The sequence below is a fragment of the Pseudomonas putida genome, from assembly GCF_001976065.1.
Classification (GTDB): domain Bacteria; phylum Pseudomonadota; class Gammaproteobacteria; order Pseudomonadales; family Pseudomonadaceae; genus Aquipseudomonas; species Aquipseudomonas serbica.
This window is the reverse complement of the sequence record NZ_MNAH01000001.1, coordinates 1008524-1024981: the sequence shown is the minus strand read 5'-3', so window position 1 is coordinate 1024981 and position 16458 is coordinate 1008524. Positions and strand designations below refer to the sequence as shown.

The 16458-nt window shown below is 57.6% G+C and carries 19 protein-coding genes; 1 reads left to right on the top strand and 18 read right to left on the bottom strand.

Features of this window, described 5'->3' with window-relative positions; translation table 11 throughout:
* The first annotated feature begins 21 nt into the window (after nucleotides 1-21).
* A complete protein-coding gene (locus BKX96_RS04780; protein ID WP_077182892.1) occupies nucleotides 22-1116 on the top strand; it encodes an acyltransferase family protein in 1095 nt (364 codons plus the stop codon).
* Between the two features lie 18 nt (nucleotides 1117-1134).
* On the opposite strand, the gene BKX96_RS04775 is transcribed toward BKX96_RS04780, so the two are convergent.
* The 18 genes from BKX96_RS04775 to BKX96_RS04690 form a co-directional block, all read right to left on the bottom strand.
* Nucleotides 1135-1656: a DUF2514 family protein gene (locus BKX96_RS04775; protein WP_077182891.1), complete on the bottom strand. Its 522-nt coding sequence runs from the start codon at nucleotides 1654-1656 to the stop codon at nucleotides 1135-1137.
* Nucleotides 1653-2204, bottom strand: coding sequence for a glycoside hydrolase family 19 protein (locus BKX96_RS04770; RefSeq protein ID WP_077182890.1), 552 nt, complete (start codon nucleotides 2202-2204; stop codon nucleotides 1653-1655). The genes BKX96_RS04775 and BKX96_RS04770 overlap by 4 nt, the downstream gene beginning before the upstream one ends.
* A gap of 25 nt (nucleotides 2205-2229) precedes the next feature.
* Entirely contained in the window at nucleotides 2230-2664 is a 435-nt protein-coding gene (locus BKX96_RS04765) for a tail fiber assembly protein (protein WP_077182889.1), read from the bottom strand.
* Nucleotides 2661-3599, bottom strand: coding sequence for a hypothetical protein (locus tag BKX96_RS04760; RefSeq protein ID WP_082240453.1), 939 nt, complete (start codon nucleotides 3597-3599; stop codon nucleotides 2661-2663). The genes BKX96_RS04765 and BKX96_RS04760 overlap by 4 nt, the downstream gene beginning before the upstream one ends.
* Before the next feature lie 133 nt (nucleotides 3600-3732).
* Nucleotides 3733-4539 carry a hypothetical protein gene (locus tag BKX96_RS04755; protein WP_077182888.1) on the bottom strand — a complete coding sequence of 269 codons (807 nt, stop codon included), beginning with the start codon at nucleotides 4537-4539 and terminating at the stop codon, nucleotides 3733-3735.
* Nucleotides 4540-4562: 23 nt separating this feature from the next.
* The gene (locus BKX96_RS04750; protein WP_077182887.1) at nucleotides 4563-6500 is read right to left on the bottom strand and encodes a hypothetical protein; all 1938 of its coding nucleotides are present in this window, start codon (nucleotides 6498-6500) and stop codon (nucleotides 4563-4565) included.
* A 58-nt stretch (nucleotides 6501-6558) separates the two neighbouring features.
* Nucleotides 6559-7224 (bottom strand): YmfQ family protein, encoded by a 666-nt coding sequence (locus tag BKX96_RS04745; RefSeq protein ID WP_077182886.1) that lies wholly within the window; start codon nucleotides 7222-7224, stop codon nucleotides 6559-6561.
* An 8-nt stretch (nucleotides 7225-7232) separates the two neighbouring features.
* Complete coding sequence (locus tag BKX96_RS04740; protein ID WP_077182885.1) at nucleotides 7233-8291, bottom strand: baseplate J/gp47 family protein; 1059 nt, start codon at nucleotides 8289-8291, stop codon at nucleotides 7233-7235.
* The gene (locus BKX96_RS04735; RefSeq protein WP_077182884.1) at nucleotides 8291-8758 is read right to left on the bottom strand and encodes a phage GP46 family protein; all 468 of its coding nucleotides are present in this window, start codon (nucleotides 8756-8758) and stop codon (nucleotides 8291-8293) included. Before BKX96_RS04735 ends, BKX96_RS04740 begins: the two co-directional genes overlap by 1 nt.
* Nucleotides 8758-9261 carry a phage baseplate assembly protein V gene (locus BKX96_RS04730; protein ID WP_077182883.1) on the bottom strand — a complete coding sequence of 168 codons (504 nt, stop codon included), beginning with the start codon at nucleotides 9259-9261 and terminating at the stop codon, nucleotides 8758-8760. Before BKX96_RS04730 ends, BKX96_RS04735 begins: the two co-directional genes overlap by 1 nt.
* Nucleotides 9258-10373 carry a phage baseplate assembly protein gene (locus tag BKX96_RS04725; RefSeq protein WP_077182882.1) on the bottom strand — a complete coding sequence of 372 codons (1116 nt, stop codon included), beginning with the start codon at nucleotides 10371-10373 and terminating at the stop codon, nucleotides 9258-9260. Before BKX96_RS04725 ends, BKX96_RS04730 begins: the two co-directional genes overlap by 4 nt.
* Entirely contained in the window at nucleotides 10366-11643 is a 1278-nt protein-coding gene (locus BKX96_RS04720) for a DNA circularization protein (RefSeq protein WP_077182881.1), read from the bottom strand. Before BKX96_RS04720 ends, BKX96_RS04725 begins: the two co-directional genes overlap by 8 nt.
* A 12-nt stretch (nucleotides 11644-11655) precedes the next feature.
* Nucleotides 11656-13446 (bottom strand): phage tail tape measure protein, encoded by a 1791-nt coding sequence (locus BKX96_RS04715; RefSeq protein ID WP_077182880.1) that lies wholly within the window; start codon nucleotides 13444-13446, stop codon nucleotides 11656-11658.
* A gap of 100 nt (nucleotides 13447-13546) precedes the next feature.
* Nucleotides 13547-13849, bottom strand: a complete 303-nt coding sequence (locus BKX96_RS04710; protein ID WP_077182879.1) for a hypothetical protein — start codon at nucleotides 13847-13849, stop codon at nucleotides 13547-13549.
* A complete protein-coding gene (locus BKX96_RS04705; protein ID WP_077182878.1) occupies nucleotides 13850-14215 on the bottom strand; it encodes a phage tail tube protein in 366 nt (121 codons plus the stop codon).
* A gap of 24 nt (nucleotides 14216-14239) precedes the next feature.
* The gene (locus tag BKX96_RS04700) at nucleotides 14240-15712 is read right to left on the bottom strand and encodes a phage tail sheath subtilisin-like domain-containing protein (protein WP_077182877.1); all 1473 of its coding nucleotides are present in this window, start codon (nucleotides 15710-15712) and stop codon (nucleotides 14240-14242) included.
* Nucleotides 15712-15906 (bottom strand): DUF2635 domain-containing protein, encoded by a 195-nt coding sequence (locus BKX96_RS04695; RefSeq protein WP_077182876.1) that lies wholly within the window; start codon nucleotides 15904-15906, stop codon nucleotides 15712-15714. Before BKX96_RS04695 ends, BKX96_RS04700 begins: the two co-directional genes overlap by 1 nt.
* Entirely contained in the window at nucleotides 15903-16457 is a 555-nt protein-coding gene (locus tag BKX96_RS04690; RefSeq protein WP_077182875.1) for a hypothetical protein, read from the bottom strand. The genes BKX96_RS04695 and BKX96_RS04690 overlap by 4 nt, the downstream gene beginning before the upstream one ends.
* Between the last annotated feature and the right edge of the window lies 1 nt (nucleotide 16458).

Below are 16458 nucleotides of genomic sequence, written 5' to 3'. Positions count from 1 at the left end.
TCTCCCATGTCGGAAATGTACATGACGACCGAAAGAATTGTTTTTGCCAACATCCTTCGAGGTGTTGGCGCGATAGCCGTGCTGGTATCCCACTACATTGGGATTTTCTGGGTAATGCATCCTGGAATTTCCGACCTAATGAAAGTGCCTAAGCTAGAGAACTTTCCTAGCTTAGAATTTCCACTATCGGTACTTTCTGATTACTGCATTGTTTTTGGACAGTTCGGAGTAGGCGTATTTTTTATCGTAAGTGGACTTGTGATTCCGTTTTCATTGAGGAGTGACACCAAGCTTGGCTTTTTATATCGGCGCGCCATCCGCATTTATCCAGTTTACATAGCTGGATTTTGCATTGTAATGCTTTCCCTATATGGCCTTTCATATTACACAGACAGGCCCTTCATGTTTTCCATCGGGGATATGCTCGCGCACTTTGGCGTGATTACGCGTGCTCCTTTGGGAGTAGATAGAATTGACGGAATCAGTTGGACTCTGGAAGTTGAAATTTACTTCTACTTGGTAATGTGCGTATTTGGAGCAAAAGTTTTAGAGTTCGACATAAAAAAATACATTGCGACAGCATTGGCTATAGCGGCCGCATCGACCTTAACATTTAAGACCCAAGGCTACCTTATGGGTGTTCAGGTTGCAGCGGGGTTATTGCTTCTGCTAGGGACAGCCTATTACTCGCTATTAAACAAAAAAATAGCCATAAAGGAATTCTGGGGCCTACAGACTACTGTATTTGCATTAATTCTAGCTCTTTGGTTGGGAGTGGCCGAACCCGCAACCTATATAATACAGTGGATAATCGGCTATATTCTTGCGATGGTCGTATTTTACATCTGCTTCCTGTTTCGAAATAGCATCAAAGAAAACAAGGTACTCTCTCACTTTTCCGACATCAGCTATCCACTTTATGTAGTTCACGCATTGTTTGGGTACGCAATTATGTACGTGCTAGTAGATCACGGATTCGGCACATATGCCTCGATAGCGACAGCTACAGTTTGCGCGTACTTGGCATCACTTCTAATACATGTCTTTATTGAGAAGCCTTCAATGACGTGGATTAAACGGAGCCGGATCAGTAGCAGGGTTGCCCAAAGCGCGTAGGCCGATGCGGTGAAGGGATTAAGGCGCCGCCCTCAACCCGTCATACGCCTCTTCGCAGATCAATCCTCGAGAGCGGGCTTGGTCAGCAGCTGCAGCCAGGTCGCCCGCTCGCTGGTCAGCGCGCTTGAGCACGTCGGCAAGCACAGTGGCGTAGCGGGCAGCTGTCTTGCTTGCGGAGGCAGCGCAGGAATGGCCGCTGGCTTCACTGGCTGCGAGTCGACGGGTAAGGTCGTCGACTGTCCCGCGCAGCCCGTGAGAAGAAGCGCGATCGGCAGCAGCATCAGCTGTAACTTGGTCAATGATCTGTTGGCCATCTTGAACCGCCTTATCGATTGAGTGTTGGTAGGCCTGTTCTTTTGTGCGCTCGGTAGCTTCGTTTCGCGCATTGGCGACTGCGTCACGGGTGTCGCGGGCATTCCACTCGCCCTGCCACTTTGCCTCCGTAACCGTTACGCCGCGGTGATAGGCCCCGAACAGCGCGCCGACTACCAACGCCAGCGCAGTAATGTAAGGAAGGATCCGCAGCCAGATAGTGGTCATGCCAGCACCTTCAGCGCGGTGTTGTAGAAGGTACGGCGCTCGGCTAAGCCGTTTAAGCCGCCATTTATGCGCCGGGTGATCGCGCTGAACTCACCAGCATCAGCCAGGGCATTAAGGTTCCGCGAACTCCAGAACCACGCCGCCGACTTCGCAGCCCACTCGGCCTGCTCCAGCAGTTCAGGGGTGCGCAGCAAGCGAGCGTCGCCGAACAGCGCCTTGCTGCACGCCAGGTAGTTGTCGTACCCGGTGATCTGGATGAGGCCGCGCCCGCGGTATTTCTGGCCGTCACCGTCAGCTTCCGGCGTATTCCCCAGGCGCTTAGCCAGCGTGCCGGTATCGTACTTGCTCAGGTACTGGTCGCCGCCCAACTCCTTCACGTACCGGAACTGACCGGACTCATGACCAACCTGGGCGATGAACGCCGCCATGCGTAAGCGGGTGTTGATCTCGAACCGCTCCATGGCGAGATTCAGCGCAGACGCAAAAACGCCGGCTTGTTGGCCGGCGTTTGGGAGTACCTGCAGTAATTTTTGAGCCGTGATCAGCATTCTTTCCTCCAGTATTCTTCCGAACTTAGTTTGGTACGAATTCCGAGTTAGCTAGGTCAATCCCGTCAGCTGGCTGAAGTGGCCACTCAACAAGCGCAGGCCAACCTTCATGGCTCGTAACGCGACCGAGCAAAACACCATATGTTTTCCACATTTTCAATTGCAATGATCGGGTGACAAGTTCTGCCTCTTCGGCGGGCGTAGCAATCTCCAGCTCAATTGCATCGTTCAATGTGCCGACCCGATCGCCCAGGGCAAGTTTTTGAGCCATAGATAATTGCGTTCGGCTCTGAAGGGCAACCAACTGGTCAGCGAGCAGATCGCGTGGTGGATTTAAGAATGCTTTATATCGCGGATCATCCTCCTCAACTTCGACAATCCCTGGCCAATATTCGGGATCCTGAGGAGCCGAAAACATCGCGACAACCTTGTCATTGCTATCCAGTTGAACATAAATCATATTTTATACCCCGTTACATACACAGTCCACGAATGAGCAGCGCCAGATGTATTCGTGACCATGCTGATAGTCTGCGGCACAGTCAATACGACGTTTGCATAGTTCACAGTAACGCCGCCGCCAGCAGAACCAGAAACACAAGAGATGTTTTGCTGCCCTACCAACGTAGAATCAGCAACAATGGTCATTGTTATGCTGGCAGCCGAGCTGATTGCAAGCTGCATCTCACCAAAAACTTCTTTCGCGTTCGGCGGAACACAAGAAGCAAGGGAGATTGGCGCCAATGATACGTTAGAATTACCAGTAGATGCTGTATTCAGAACTGTATAAACCGTTCTATCTTTTACAACACAGGTTTTGAACTGAAGGCTCCCATTAGTCGGGACAACTGCCAACAATGCGGACGCGGTATAACCCGCTGGGTATGGCGCGGCCCCATATACCGGCGGCATTATTGCCAAGGTAGCATTGGTCGCCAGAATATTGCTCGCGCCAGTGGCAGGGTTATAGATCGCATAGAGCGCAACATACCCATTAGCCGGCGCTGTGCCAGCGTCCATCCCGCCCGGGCCAGTCGTGGCCAGGTTGATGGTCTTGCTGTAAGACGACAGGCGATAGGCCTGCCCGCCCAGACTGGCGCCAACGACGACTTGATCCGCAGTGATGGTCGCACTCGCAGATGCAGTGGGAACGGTCATTTTCAGATTCGTGGCGGTTCCTACGGCGCCAGTGGACACTGTCCGGATGGCTCTCAAAAGCTGATCCTGGACGCCCTTTACGGGAACGACACCGCCTGAGGATAGGACAGTGAGCAGCTCCTCCTGAATGTCATTCATCCAGGCGGCCGTAACCACTGTCGCCGGCACGCCCGCAGCCGGGTTACCTTCGGTGAACAGTCCATCTACCGTGGCGCCTGGGCCGTCGATCCGATGCATGTGAATACCCCGTGGGTTTGAAAGCGCCTGAGGCAGGTTTGCCCAGGGCTGAGAAATTGAATGCGCCCCCGAAAACACAAACTTCGGGCACAAAAAAACCGCTCAAGGCGGCTGCGTGCTGATTTCGTTACATTCAGGCGATCGCGTAATAAGTCTTCAGTGCCGCGACCAGCTCTGCCAACTGGGTCTTACCTAGGTCAGTCTTCAGTAACGAGTCGCTGAAGGTGTAAAGGTCACCCAACTTCGAGTTCCGAATGCTCGAAGCATCGATGTGGTAGCCGACCTCGACATACGAGCCTGCCGCCGGCGCATAGTTGGCCGGCATAGTCGCGGCGGTGAAGCTGGATGCCTGGTTAATAGAAACAGACATGACGCGGGTGGCGTTGTTGTAGTCAACAACCACGATCGCCCAGCCCGCCGACGGTGATGTGGGGAATGCCCAAGTACCGGTGGTCCCTGTATTGCTACCCATCTTGCCTGGGAACACAGAGGAAGCGGCACCATAGGCCCTCAACAGCCCACTGATATACACGTCAGACGGGTCGAACCCAGACAGAAAGTTAATTGGGTAAGTCCCGGCCGCGTCCGTGGCGTTCAGGTTTACCGCCGTGACGAACGTGAACGAACTGGTCAGGCTACCAGCTGGGAGCGCAAGGCCGGCAGATCCGCTTCCATTGATGCCCAGACCCAAGCGTCCAGCAATCTCTGCCACTGCCAAGTTAACCGCCGCGCTACCTTTCGGGACTAGTGAGACGCCCGTCACTCGGCAGCGACCCACTACCCCGCCGCCAGACGCTGCGGAGAGCGATCGCGCGCCGAGCGCATGCTTGAGGGTAGCGATCTTCGCTGCAATGGTGTCCGGGGTGTTCATGTTGACGCGAGGAGCCCCGGCACCGGCAGCAGCCGTTACGCCGGGGAGAACAATCATCTGTCCTGCCATGTTCATTTCCTTAATTGGTTGGATTACGCGGCTTGTACGTTGATACGCTGGTGGCAAGCCCAGTTGTATACAGGCTGCCCGTAGGCATCGAGATCAGGACTGCTATCTCGCAAGCAAGCGCGAGGACCGGTAACCGGGCCGCCAGCACCGCCCACGGTCCCGATGTCAGCAATGCCAATAAATGGATTGGCGCCAGACGGCACCGCACTCAGCGTGACCTCAACAGTGTTGTTGCCCAAGAGCCGAACGCCTTGGATGGTCGCAACGCCCGAATCGTCGACATAGCGAATGCCGAGGTTGCCAGGGTCCGATACGCCTACAGTGTCAATGACGAGCGGGCCGGACGGGGTATGGAAACGAAGCGTCACCACGGTGCCAGATCTTGAGGCGGACACCACATGAGTTGGCTTCCAGGATGCTCCAGCGATGATTGCCTGGGCGGCACGAGCATGCATGGCGCCGAGACGCATCGAGTTCTCTGCTGTCAGGTGAATACCATCGGTATTGGTCTGCAACCAGTACTTCGGCCCGGCGCAATAGAAGCGGCTTGGGTAAGTAAGCGCCGCCTGCAGCTGCTCAAGCGGTACGAAACTGGTCGGTGTGCTGTACATCGTCCAGTTACTGATCTGATCGAGCAGCAGAGGCACCGTCTGTGACTGTCCGCCGATACTGCGAATGTCCGTATCGTAATCGGCCTGCAACTGGAGAAGCGCTGCCAGGTAGACGCCAGCGGCTCGGTTTGCGTCGTTCTCGCCCTGGACCCAGTCAACAAATGGGACTCGGTAATTCAGTCCAAGGCGAGTTGCCTCGGCCTTGGCGTTGGTCACCGCGGTGATCGAGTTGGTATATGGCAACGTGCCCTTGCCCAGCGCGGCAATCGCATACCCGCTACGTCCGTGGCAACTGGTTAACAGTCCGGCGTTGCTCGGTATGCCGCGATATCGATTCAGCTGCGCAGACAGCTGGACTGCCGGTAGTTCAGTGGTTTTGGTCACCAGGGGCTTAAACGGCGCCACCATCTCCGCCGTGAGCGTGTCGTCCTGGTTAGTCAGGCGAACCCCATCCTGAAGGGTCAGCAGGCGATTGGCTGCAGGCGGCTGCAGTGTCGTGGCCGTGGCAGTTGCACCCATCGACAGCGACTGGCCTGAACTGACGATATGCAAGAGGGTGGTGACAAACGTAGCCACGCTACCCGCCAGCGGCACATCAACGCTCACCGAAGAAATGGGGCCGTTGCGACGGATATAACTGAGACGATCACCGGACACTTGCGGAGAAAAATTGTCACCGCTGGAGGTGACTTGGTACGGCACTCCGTCGACAAGTACCCAGATATCCTGTCCGCCGATAGGCCCATCCGCAAAAGCACTGACCGCGCCAGTACTCAGGCCATAGATGACAACCTCACCGGACCATTTTATGCCAAGCAGCACCACGCCATTGGTATCAGTAATGGCCCACACATACTCGCCCAGTAGGTCAAGCCCGGGTAGCCTGTCTAAGACAGCATGCACAGCGCCGTTTTTCTTGATCGCGAGAATGGCTTTGAAGTACTGATCGAGGATCGCCCATGGATAATCCTCATCCAAGGATTGAGGGTAGGCCAAACCATACGCAGTTTCAGCCAGCTCGCTGGCCCTTTGGGTGGCTGTCGCGTTTGGGTAGCGATCCCTTTCCACTGCCGCACCGGCAACGTTTTCATAAATAATGACGTACTCATCCGATTCGGATGACAGGACGCTAAATAGCGCACCTGAAACGGTCCCGACCAGCCCTAAGGCTACGGTCGTATAAGGCATTGCGCCGCCCAATTGCGTTGCAAAATCGGCCATCACCTTGGCATTAGTTGGGCGCTGAACCCCGCCGCCAACATCGACAGTTTTTATTTTGTCAGACAGCAGCAGTTCGTTGGCTCTGTCAATCGTTAAGGACAGCCGAGCAAGATCCGATGTGACACTCATAATTTCTCCGGACGAAAAAAAGCCCACTCGGCGGTGGGCATTCGGAATTGGAAAGTTTTTAACCTGCTTCGGTCCAGGACTCGGTATGCCAGTGCCCCAGGACATCTATCAACTCGCCATCAAGAAGCGGGTCGTAATGTCCGTAAGCGAAGATCGGTATGGTATGTGCTGGCTTGAACTGCGTAATTTTGCATTCGAGCGTGTCATTGCCCCACGCCTTCAACGGCTCGCCGACGGCAGACTGGCCGACACGGAAATCAACAGGACTGACTTCCGGCGCCTGGATGTACCAGGCGAATGCCCAAAGCCCGTTTGTCAGCGCTTCTCCAGCAACCGAAGAGCCGACACGGAATGGCCTGAACTCATCTATCGCTACTGAATAGCCCAGTGACTGAGCCAAGTCAGTGAAGTACTGAACCGATTGACCGCCAGTGCTTTCAAGCTTGCTGAGCAGCGCGTTGCGGCGACCTTGCATGGTCTCTTCGAGCGAGCCTGAGCACTTATCCGGCAGACCCGCAACCCGCTCCCAGTCGCCGAGCAGCTCGTTGGTCGTGGTTGGGTTTGCCTCGAGCGGTAATGCCGACCCACGGCCATCCACCCGGGCCAACTCCAGAGACATCCCATCAAGCAGGTCATGAAGCGATGTGCCTGGGTCGCGCGGGAATGCTTGCCCGGGCGGGAGCAGCGCTTTCAGCTGCTCCCTGTATTCGGCAGCTGTTGGCATTTAGCCTCCTACAGGCTGGAGAAGGTTAATGTTCCGAGGGTCGCCATGTGCCCGGTTGCTCGCGTGACGTCGGCTGTTGGCGCAACAATTGCGTTATCCGCCTCACCAGCAGCCAGCGAGACCGCCTCGCGCAAGCGACTTATAAGAATTGTTCCGCCTGGCTTCGAGTCCCGAACGATCAGGTCCGCCAGTTCGGCGCGCACGGCTGCCTGGGTGGCCACAGTGTTTGGCGAAAGCTTGATCGACATATTGAGAGGCTCGTCAATCGGCGCCGCGACGAAAACCTCCGCTGTCACAGGTCTACGTGCATCAATGTAAGCCTGCACCTCGGCAACTTTTGCCGGCGTGGGGATAATGTCGTCATCATCGTCGCAGACGAACAACACCGTCACCGTGCCTGGCCCCAATTGCAGGGGGTAGACCCAAGCCCTGGTCACGCCGGAAACCTCCAGCGCCCATAGTTCGTAGTCCGAAGCTGAACCGCCGTGCGGTGGCTTCTGAATTCGTGCAAGTAGCCTGGCCAGCAGTCGCGGATCCGACTCGACATCCGCACCACCTTCAAACTCGGTGGAAGTGGTCGCTGTGGATTGGACGCCTGCGATAGGCATCAACAGGAACACCGGCTGGCCGGAACCAAAGTTGCCCGACTCCCCGGAGTCAACCGCCTGAGCCGGAACAATCAAGGGGCCGCCTGAAAAAACAGCGTCACCCAGTATCTTGTACTGGACCCCGTCCTGGCGCTGCACAATCGTCCCATCAAGGATCGTCGAGCCAGCTGCTCCCGAAAAAGCGACCTCACCGACAGCAAAGGCCGCAGTCTTGCGTGGCACTTTCCATATGGCCGCCCAGCGATCCAGGTACTCCGCCTCGGCCGTGTCGATGATTGATTGCCTGGCCGCCCACTCCAAGTACCCGTAAAGCATGTGAACCGCACCAGCAGACGACTGGCCAAGGATGCCGAGCAGAGAGCGGCGCAGCGTCGCGCTGCCGACGCCAGTCACCCGGCTGCTGATGTCGGTGATTATCCGGTCGATCAGCTCGGTCAATGTTGGTCGAGCAAATGGCATCAGTTAGCCCTCTTCGCGGCTTGCGCCGCCCATTCATAATTGAAGCGATAGCGCACCGGTGACCCGGACGGCCGATAGATGTCGACGAGGATCAGCATCCACCCCTGGGCAACAAACTCGGCAGTCACCTCGATCCGGGTGGCAACCAGGTCCTCAAGCATCCAGGCCAACGCATCCCGGCAGTACTGCTGGGCTCGACCAAGGATTGCAGGAAGCTGTTTTTCTCGGGCGAGAAGCCACAAGAGCGACCCGGTTTGATCTGACGGCACGGCGCTACTGATGTCGCCCCAGTAACCACGCAGGTCGTTCTGCGGAAGCTCCACCGGGATCTGCTCAGCAACTGCCCTGCGATCGGTGAACAGGCTGATGATCACGGCGGTCTCAAGCCCGTCGTCGCGCGCCAGGTCGAAGCCCGCCAGCACAAGATCGCCGCCGTTCTCGGTCATTACCATTGCTGCATCGGTCATCAGGCAGGCTCCTCTGTATTCGCGCCGCCGACGAGGACCCCGCCGTGCACGTGGGTACTGCCAATGTTTTTGCCGTTGTGTTTGAGGCTTGCACCGTTGATCTCAAAGTCATCGATGTTGAATTCACCAGCGGGCGCGTCTATTTGAATTTTCTGTACTGCTGTGACCTTCACCATGTCGCGCAGCAGCTCCACCTTGTTACCGAGATCGTCATAGATGGCGACCTCACCAGGCTGCAGAGCAATCCGGTACCGACGGTCGTCGATCACCAGGACAATGCCCTGATCCCGGCTACCGGCGAGAAAGGCCACGGCCGCGTCCCCTCCTTTCGGGTGGCTGGTGAAGCCGTAGTTCTGCATGTGCTCTACGTCGTCGCGCAACTCACCCTTGAGCAGTTCGACCTGCACCCGCTGCCGTGGGCCGCTATCGTCCACACCGCGAACCACTCCGCGGCCGAACATCATCATTATTCGATTGCCCAGTTCCCGGAGCGCATCACTCATTTCGGTGGCTCCTCTTCGCCAATGGCTTCCGCCCATATATTGCGTTTGGCAACTTTCCCTTTCGTGGCCGCCTTCCCGTCGGGAGGTTCTGGTGCAAAGGTTTGCGGACTGACGATGTCCAGCTTCGTCGTGGTCCCGCCTTCACCACGTTCGTACGTGACTTGCCGAATGATCATTTCACCATCCATGCGAAGCCAGGACGATCGCACGTTGACCAAAAGCCCTGGCTCCCACAGTGGCCCGCCCGGCCGTTGGCGCCAGCCTTGTACGGTGATGCTGGCCCCCGCCGACTTTCCAATGCGGCTGTTGGCCTCCCAGGTCGCGCGCTCCTTGAGCCCGCCAGCGGTCCCGCCAGTTTCGGCAACCAACAGCATCGGCCGATAGCGTTTGATCCCGCTGTCTGTAACAGCACCCTCGATGTGCGCTTCCGTCTCGCCATCGCTGTCAAGGCTGTAACCGGCTTGCCCCTTGACCAGGTAGTTGCTGAATCGCTGGCTGTGGTCGATCGTGCCGCTGGCACTCTTGATGTTTTCGCCCTGAACCAATGCCACTTGCGCGCGGCGAGCACCCGCTCTCGTGATCAGTAACCCACCTGCACCATTGGGCATCAGCAACACGCGGCGCTGCCGGGCATATCGCTCAATCGCTTTGAATGCGGTCTCGCCTTGCTGCAGCTTGCACACCGCAAACGGTGCTCCCACATCAACGTCAGCCACGACCGTTACGCCGAACGGCTTGGCCAGAGCCTGGGCAAACCTGAGCAGGTCAATATTTTTCCACTCATCTGGTGAGTGAACTGCACTGCAATCGATCAGGTCCTCGACCTTATCGCGGCCCTGCACATTGATGCTGTGATCATCGGCACTGAATGAAGGTCGGAAGATGTCGATGTATCCGATAACCATCGGCACACCACCGAGACGAACCTCGCACGCATCGCCCGGCAAGATCGGCCAGGGCTCGACCTGAGCGGGGAGGCTGTTACCGCCCTCCCACCGCTCGGTAAGCGTGACAGTAAAAGCGGTCGCTGCCGCATCCATAGCGCGAGTGACGCCAATCGATTCCCAGCCTGCGTAGTTCACGCCATTCACCAGCAGCTCAAGATCATCCATCTGCCAATACCTCGAGCTGTTTTCCGCCAATCAGGAAGCCTGGGTGACGCGGACTGTTGCGTTTGGCAATTTCATCGGCACGCCCGGCATCGCCATACAACTGATATGCAACCAGAAGCGACGGCAATGTCGCCGATGGGACGTATTGGACAAGACGCGGGAGGTCCTGCTCCTGGCTTGGAACAGCCTGAACCACACTGGTTCGAAGATCAGAAATCACCATGTAAACCGAATCGCTCGCGGTCGTTTCGCTCTCTGCATCCAGGCGATCAACCAGCGCTTCCCGGACAACGATGGCTTCCTGATAGCTGTCGTATACGGTTGGTGTTGTCGATACGAGCGCGCTTCCACCGACCGCCCCTGTATATCCCGAAGAGCTGAAACTGGTTGAAATCACGGGAGTCTGCGTCACCACGGCGGCCTTCGCGGCCTCCGCAATCGCGACTTGGCGCACCAACGAATTCAACGCCAAGAAATTCGAAGCCTGTTGCTTTCGACTCGCAGTCGCAGTGCTGCTGGAATAGCTAGATGGCGATCGATCAAACAAGCTGGTCAACACGCCGAAGGCATTCCCACCAAAGGCCGAGCGAATCGACCCGATAACGCTGACTATTCGACTGACCATCTGCGCGGGTTGCTGCACCAGGCTGTAAGCGTCGGCAGCAATCCCCCGGGCCTGCAGGTAAAAGTCCGACGCGGCTTGAAGGTCCCCCGTCAGGTTGAATCCTGGTGAGCTCAAAAACTCGCCGAGTTCCGCGAGGTTGCTCGCCGCAGCTTCAGCAACAAATGCAGGGAACCCCTTGGTCAGGAAGTTGGAAATAAAGCTTCCCTCTGCTGCTTCGGTGACCGCATTCCCCTTTGCACTGATTGCATTGATGGAGTCGAGTTTTGCCGAAGGATAGGAAGCCTCGCCCGCCTCGATGAAGGTCAGCGTCACCATGCACATGCCGCCGGCGCTGGTGCTTTCGTTAAGGCCAAGGCCCCGACAAACCACAGTCAGCTCCCCGCGGTACGGGTGAACCAGAACTCCCGGGCCTGTTTGCTCACAGGCCTTGATCAGCTCATCGCGCTGGGTTTGATACTCCTCGCCGATCACATACCCAGATACTGAGAATTCCCGCGCCTTGCGGCCGAGATCCTCGGTGTAGGGGACATCGCGTTGTGCGTGTTCGTGCACCGCCTGGCGACGACCATGACTGCTTTCAGCGGACTCCACATAAAAGGAAACGCCGCGAAAGCTCGCGGCGCGGTAGTTGTCTCTCCAGCCCATGAGGAGCTCCGGTTATGTCGGCGAAGCCATAGAGAAGCCAAGGTTCGTGTCGAACTGCGCACCTGGGCTCCCTTCGGTTTTCACCTTGGTACCTTGGGGAATGTTGCTGAAGTCGACGCTTACCAGGACTTTTTGAGGATCTACGGGTGCGGCCCGTGCTGCCTCGCCACCAATTCGCGCGGCACGCCGACCGATATCGCTGGCAGCAGATGCGAGCGGCGGAACATCGAGTTCAAATGGAGGCGGGTTGCGTGGAGGCCTGCTCGGACTCTCTTGTTCGGACTCAGGCAGCATGCGCGACGATCCAGAGTCACCGCCATCGGTAGAGGCCTGGGTCGGGTCCGCAGCCGTATCCGAAGCCGAGAGCTCGATGCCGAGCATTTTCGCCGCCCAATCCGGAAGCGCTGCCTTCATGGAGCTGACGGCCTCCTTCATCTTTGTGCTCAAAATCGCACCCAGATCCCAGCCCGTCAGGTACTTCACCAGACCATTGAAAGCATCCAGCATCAGCGTGACCGGGTTGAATTCAAGCCAGGTTTTCACCAGGCCGTTCACAATACCGTCCGTGAAGGCGACCTTGACGGCGTCCCACTTGTCTGTGAACCAGGTACCGATCTCGTCCCAACTGTCGTAGATGATGTAGACCGCTGCAGCAATCGCGGCGATGGCCGCCAGGAACCAGCCCACTGGCGTCGTTGCGATGGCAACGCCCACCCCCTTGAAGGCCAAAGCGAGATTGAAAAGGCTCACTACAAGACCCGTGCCGATGTACGCTCCCACCGCGGCGAGCACGACATTGGCACCGCCGAATGTGTCGGACAACCAGCCAACGGCCTGTATGACGGGTTGAATCCCGTCGTATAAGTCCCCCAGAAATCCGGTTACCTTCTCTATGTTGCCGGGAAGGTTTTTGGCAAAGCTCGTTGCAAAGGCTTCAATCTGAGGCCGGAACTTGACGATGGTCTCGGTCAGCAAGGTCGACATTCTGCTCAGCTCTGGAACCAGAGCCGCACCGATAATGTTGCCTACGCCTCCCAGGGCAGATTTGAGCGTATCCAGGATGTCGCCAAAGGCCTCGCCGTCACGCACAGCATCATCAGAAATAACGACGCCCAAGCGCCTGGCTTCATCCGCCATTTCTTGAATGCCGGCCTTGCCCCCCTTGAGCAGCGGCAGGAGTTCCGTCGCGCTCTTGCCGAAGATCTTTACTGCGGCCTGGGCCTGGAGCGACGGGTTCTTAATTTTCGAGATGCGATCGACGAACGTGTCGAACAGCGCATCCGTGCTTTTCAGCTTGCCGCCCGCGTCCCGAATATTGATCCCCAGGCCAGCGAACATTTCCTTGAGCTCTTTCGAACCCTTGGTTGCGGCGCCAACGTTGAGGTTCATCTTTTGCAGCGCACCTGCCAGAACTTCGGATGAAGATCCGGTGAGCTTGGCGGCAAAGCCCAGTTCCTGAAACCGCTCACGACTGATGCCGGTACGCTCGGCAGTGTCTCCAATCGCACCTGTCGCATCGGCGTATCCATTGATAAAGACGCCGATCGCCGCACTGGTTATCCCCAATGCGGCCCCCAACCCCAGCAACTTGTCGCGACTTTCACCGACCGCACTGCCGACGCCGCCAATGGCACCGCCAACGTTCTTGAGACTTTGCGTGAAGATCGGCAGCCCAGCACGATCAAATGCTTTGCCGATACCCGCGCTGGCCGACTGAACTTTGCTCATGATGCCGCGCAGTGGAGCAGTTACACGGTCAATGGCCTTGATGATGACGTTTAGGTTGTATCCTTTTTCTGCCATGACACCCACTCCTCTGCCCGCTCAAGCCACCAATTCAAATCCTCGAAGTCCATGTCCATGACTTCGGACGGCTGAACACCCATAACCTTGGTAACAACCGTTATGCCGGCTTCCCATCCGTCAGGTGCTGTAACAAAAAATCACGGGCTTCCTGGATCAGCACCCCCTGATCCTCTTCACCCATCTCATCAATGAATGCAGGTGCACGGCCGATGAGCTTGGCGCTGAGGTCGATGAGCGTGGAGAAGTCCAGGTCCAGCGATCCGTTGCCTTTGCCATCCGACGCCACACGCAATGAATAGCCGCGAAGGAACTTCAGCTTTCGGGTGATGGTTACTTCGGCAACCAAATCACTGCCGAATTGAACCGGCTCCTTGAGCGGTACCACTTTTTCCTTTGCCATTTACTTGATCTCCTCGGCCGACATGCCTTCGAATCGAACAGGGACATTCCCCTCACCGGTGTTGCCAGTGCCCTCGGCCGCGTTCCATGCCTCGCGCAACACGATGACTTTGCTGTTCGCCAGTTCCAGGGTGATGGTGGAATCCTTGATGCCCATCAGCGCCTCAAGGCTCATCTCTTGCCGGTCGGTGACCTCACCTTCGATGAACGGGATCTGCGGGACTTCCTTGTAGCCGTGGACACGATCGGAGCCGACAACGCCTTCCTTCTTCGGCAAACCGAGGTTGTAGGTGAAGTCGCCCTTGGCGAAATACATATCGCCGTCGATCTTCAAGCTGATGATGCCGCCAACGCGTTTGCCAGCCATTTGATGGTTCTCCTAAAGCCCGCCTTACAGGCGGAACTGAATTTTATTGGCGACGATGCGCAGCTGGTTAACCAGGTCCGGCGGCAGCAGCATGTCGAGCCTGTTTGGGTCGCTGGCATTGCGCTCGGCGATCAGGTTGGCCTTGAAGTCGTCGATGTTCTCAACCAACCCCAGCTCCTCCCACTCGCGGAACTTGGCAATGGCTTCCGCCTTCATCACGTTCGGGGTGACGACCGCTTGGCCGATGCCGTACCGGGTGCCGTTGTCGGCCAGCTTGTGACGCGGGTACTTGCGCAAGATGTAGTCGCGCCAGTCGTGGCGAATGAACATCAGGTTGAACAGCGTTTCGCTGTCCAGATAGCTGATGTCGGACGCCCCAGCGGTGTTGGTTTTGTAAGTTGTAATCAGCCGCTCGACCAGCATGGTGCCGTCATTGGCGACCTTGCTGGTGGCGATGCCGTCGAACAGCAGCAAGTTGCGCTCTTCGTTGGTGAAGCGATCGGCAGCCGCCGGCGGCAAACACCAGGCATAAGCCAGATTCTGGATCGGGCGAGCCGGATCAATCGCCGCGTAATAGGCTGCGATGGCCATCGTTTCAGCAGCTTTCTCGTAAGCTGGCATCGGCTCATCGTTGGCCATGATGATGGTCAGGTGTTGGCTATTGTGGCTGTCGCCGATTGCGCCGAGCGTCCCTTGCGTGCCACGGGCGGCGGCGAACGCGTGCGCTTCGATCTCGCGATTCCAGGCGAATCGACTGGCCATCTCGGTTTTGATGCTGGCCAGGCTCGCGGAATCGGAGTACGGCACAGCCCAGGTGTGCAGCCACTCATCACCAAGCGTGGCAAGTGCAGGACCCAGAACAGGGTTGCCAGCACCATTGGTAAACGCAGTAAAAGAGACGCCCACTCCAGCGGGCAGTGTCTGCCCCGCGTAATAATTCACCCGGGCATCCAGGCTGTTGCCCGCCTCGCCTTTGTGGCGGCTGGTCAGCGTGACAGTACCCGTTACGGCGCCAGCGGTGACCGGCATATCAGCTGCGGCATTGATTGCGGCAGCTGCGGCAGCGCCGATGGCGGTTGGGGTATCAGCGCTGATCACACTCACCGAGACACGGCGGCCAGCGATCATCAGTTCGACAGTGCCGGAAGCTGTGGCAGGGCCTGTGAAGACAATGGTTCCGGTCGCGGCAACGCCAGCGGCGTTGTCGATCAGTGGCATGACCAGCAGCTCGGTGTAGGTGTCGATGGCCATGGCCGCCCGCACCATGCCGGCGAGCATTGACCCTGCGCCGAACTGGGCATCAGCTTGCGCAGGGCTGGTGATGCGAATCAGGGTGTTGGCCGCGGCGAGGCCGGCAACCAGCTTCTGGCCAATCAGCAGTCGGCGATAGGTGACCGACTGCGGACCGCGAACGGCCTGACTATTATCGATCTCGCTGTAGACGCCAGGTTTGCGCAGCGATCCAGGCCCGGGAATGGTGTCGAATCCGATAGCCATTATTTCTCACCTTTGGGGATTGGGGCCTGGACTTCAGGCTGTATAGTTTCAAACACGACATCACCAGCTGCTTCCTTGCGGATCCAGTAGCTGTCGACTTCCAGCGGCTTGCCCTCGGCGGGCAGTGCCTCGTAGGTGCCGGGGATCCGCACCAGGCGCCCCTCGACGGGTTTAACCAGCACTCGGGTGGTCATGGGTTCAGGTCCTCAATGATCGTTTTGGCACGATCCGCCGGATTGGGTTGCGCGTTGTCCAGGCTGTACTCGGTCGTGACCGTGTTCAGGTCGGGCAAGCTCTGGTTGAAAAGGTCATCGGGGTGGCGGTCGAAGTACTCGGCCTCGAAGATGAGCCGGCAGGCGCCGGTCAGTTGCTCCGACTGATCGAGCAACACCATGCGGGAACGCTGTAGTTGCAGATCGTTCGCCGTGCCGCCTAGGGTGTCATCCATGAGCAGCAGCCTTTCGGCCTGCCTGGCCAAGGCGTCCAACGTGTCGTCCAGCGAGTCGTTGCCCTCGGCGTGGATCTCCACCACCAATTCCACCCGGCGGCGGTACTCCCGGGGCGCCTGATTAAAGATCTCGCTGGACTCGTCCATCGTGTAGACGATGATTGCGGGCAGTTCGCTCTGCCATCCGTTGGAGATCAGCGGCCTGACGCGGCTGGCATAAACGCTGGCACCTGCGTTGGTGGCACCCAGCAGCACGGCAACAGCCTGCTTGCGGATCAGTTCGCGCGGGTGGGCCATG

Bases quoted from the DNA above. Each gene is read 5' to 3' on its own strand.
- BKX96_RS04780 (WP_077182892.1), top strand. From the start codon at position 22: ATGACGACCGAAAGAATTGTTTTTGCCAACATCCTTCGAGGTGTTGGC.
- BKX96_RS04775 (WP_077182891.1), bottom strand. From the start codon at position 1,656: ATGACCACTATCTGGCTGCGGATCCTTCCTTACATTACTGCGCTGGCG.
- BKX96_RS04770 (WP_077182890.1), bottom strand. From the start codon at position 2,204: ATGCTGATCACGGCTCAAAAATTACTGCAGGTACTCCCAAACGCCGGC.
- BKX96_RS04765 (WP_077182889.1), bottom strand. From the start codon at position 2,664: ATGATTTATGTTCAACTGGATAGCAATGACAAGGTTGTCGCGATGTTT.
- BKX96_RS04760 (WP_082240453.1), bottom strand. From the start codon at position 3,599: ATGCATCGGATCGACGGCCCAGGCGCCACGGTAGATGGACTGTTCACC.
- BKX96_RS04755 (WP_077182888.1), bottom strand. From the start codon at position 4,539: ATGGCAGGACAGATGATTGTTCTCCCCGGCGTAACGGCTGCTGCCGGT.
- BKX96_RS04750 (WP_077182887.1), bottom strand. From the start codon at position 6,500: ATGAGTGTCACATCGGATCTTGCTCGGCTGTCCTTAACGATTGACAGA.
- BKX96_RS04745 (WP_077182886.1), bottom strand. From the start codon at position 7,224: ATGCCAACAGCTGCCGAATACAGGGAGCAGCTGAAAGCGCTGCTCCCG.
- BKX96_RS04740 (WP_077182885.1), bottom strand. From the start codon at position 8,291: ATGCCATTTGCTCGACCAACATTGACCGAGCTGATCGACCGGATAATC.
- BKX96_RS04735 (WP_077182884.1), bottom strand. From the start codon at position 8,758: ATGACCGATGCAGCAATGGTAATGACCGAGAACGGCGGCGATCTTGTG.
- BKX96_RS04730 (WP_077182883.1), bottom strand. From the start codon at position 9,261: ATGAGTGATGCGCTCCGGGAACTGGGCAATCGAATAATGATGATGTTC.
- BKX96_RS04725 (WP_077182882.1), bottom strand. From the start codon at position 10,373: ATGGATGATCTTGAGCTGCTGGTGAATGGCGTGAACTACGCAGGCTGG.
- BKX96_RS04720 (WP_077182881.1), bottom strand. From the start codon at position 11,643: ATGGGCTGGAGAGACAACTACCGCGCCGCGAGCTTTCGCGGCGTTTCC.
- BKX96_RS04715 (WP_077182880.1), bottom strand. From the start codon at position 13,446: ATGGCAGAAAAAGGATACAACCTAAACGTCATCATCAAGGCCATTGAC.
- BKX96_RS04710 (WP_077182879.1), bottom strand. From the start codon at position 13,849: ATGGCAAAGGAAAAAGTGGTACCGCTCAAGGAGCCGGTTCAATTCGGC.
- BKX96_RS04705 (WP_077182878.1), bottom strand. From the start codon at position 14,215: ATGGCTGGCAAACGCGTTGGCGGCATCATCAGCTTGAAGATCGACGGC.
- BKX96_RS04700 (WP_077182877.1), bottom strand. From the start codon at position 15,712: ATGGCTATCGGATTCGACACCATTCCCGGGCCTGGATCGCTGCGCAAA.
- BKX96_RS04695 (WP_077182876.1), bottom strand. From the start codon at position 15,906: ATGACCACCCGAGTGCTGGTTAAACCCGTCGAGGGGCGCCTGGTGCGG.
- BKX96_RS04690 (WP_077182875.1), bottom strand. From the start codon at position 16,457: ATGGCCCACCCGCGCGAACTGATCCGCAAGCAGGCTGTTGCCGTGCTG.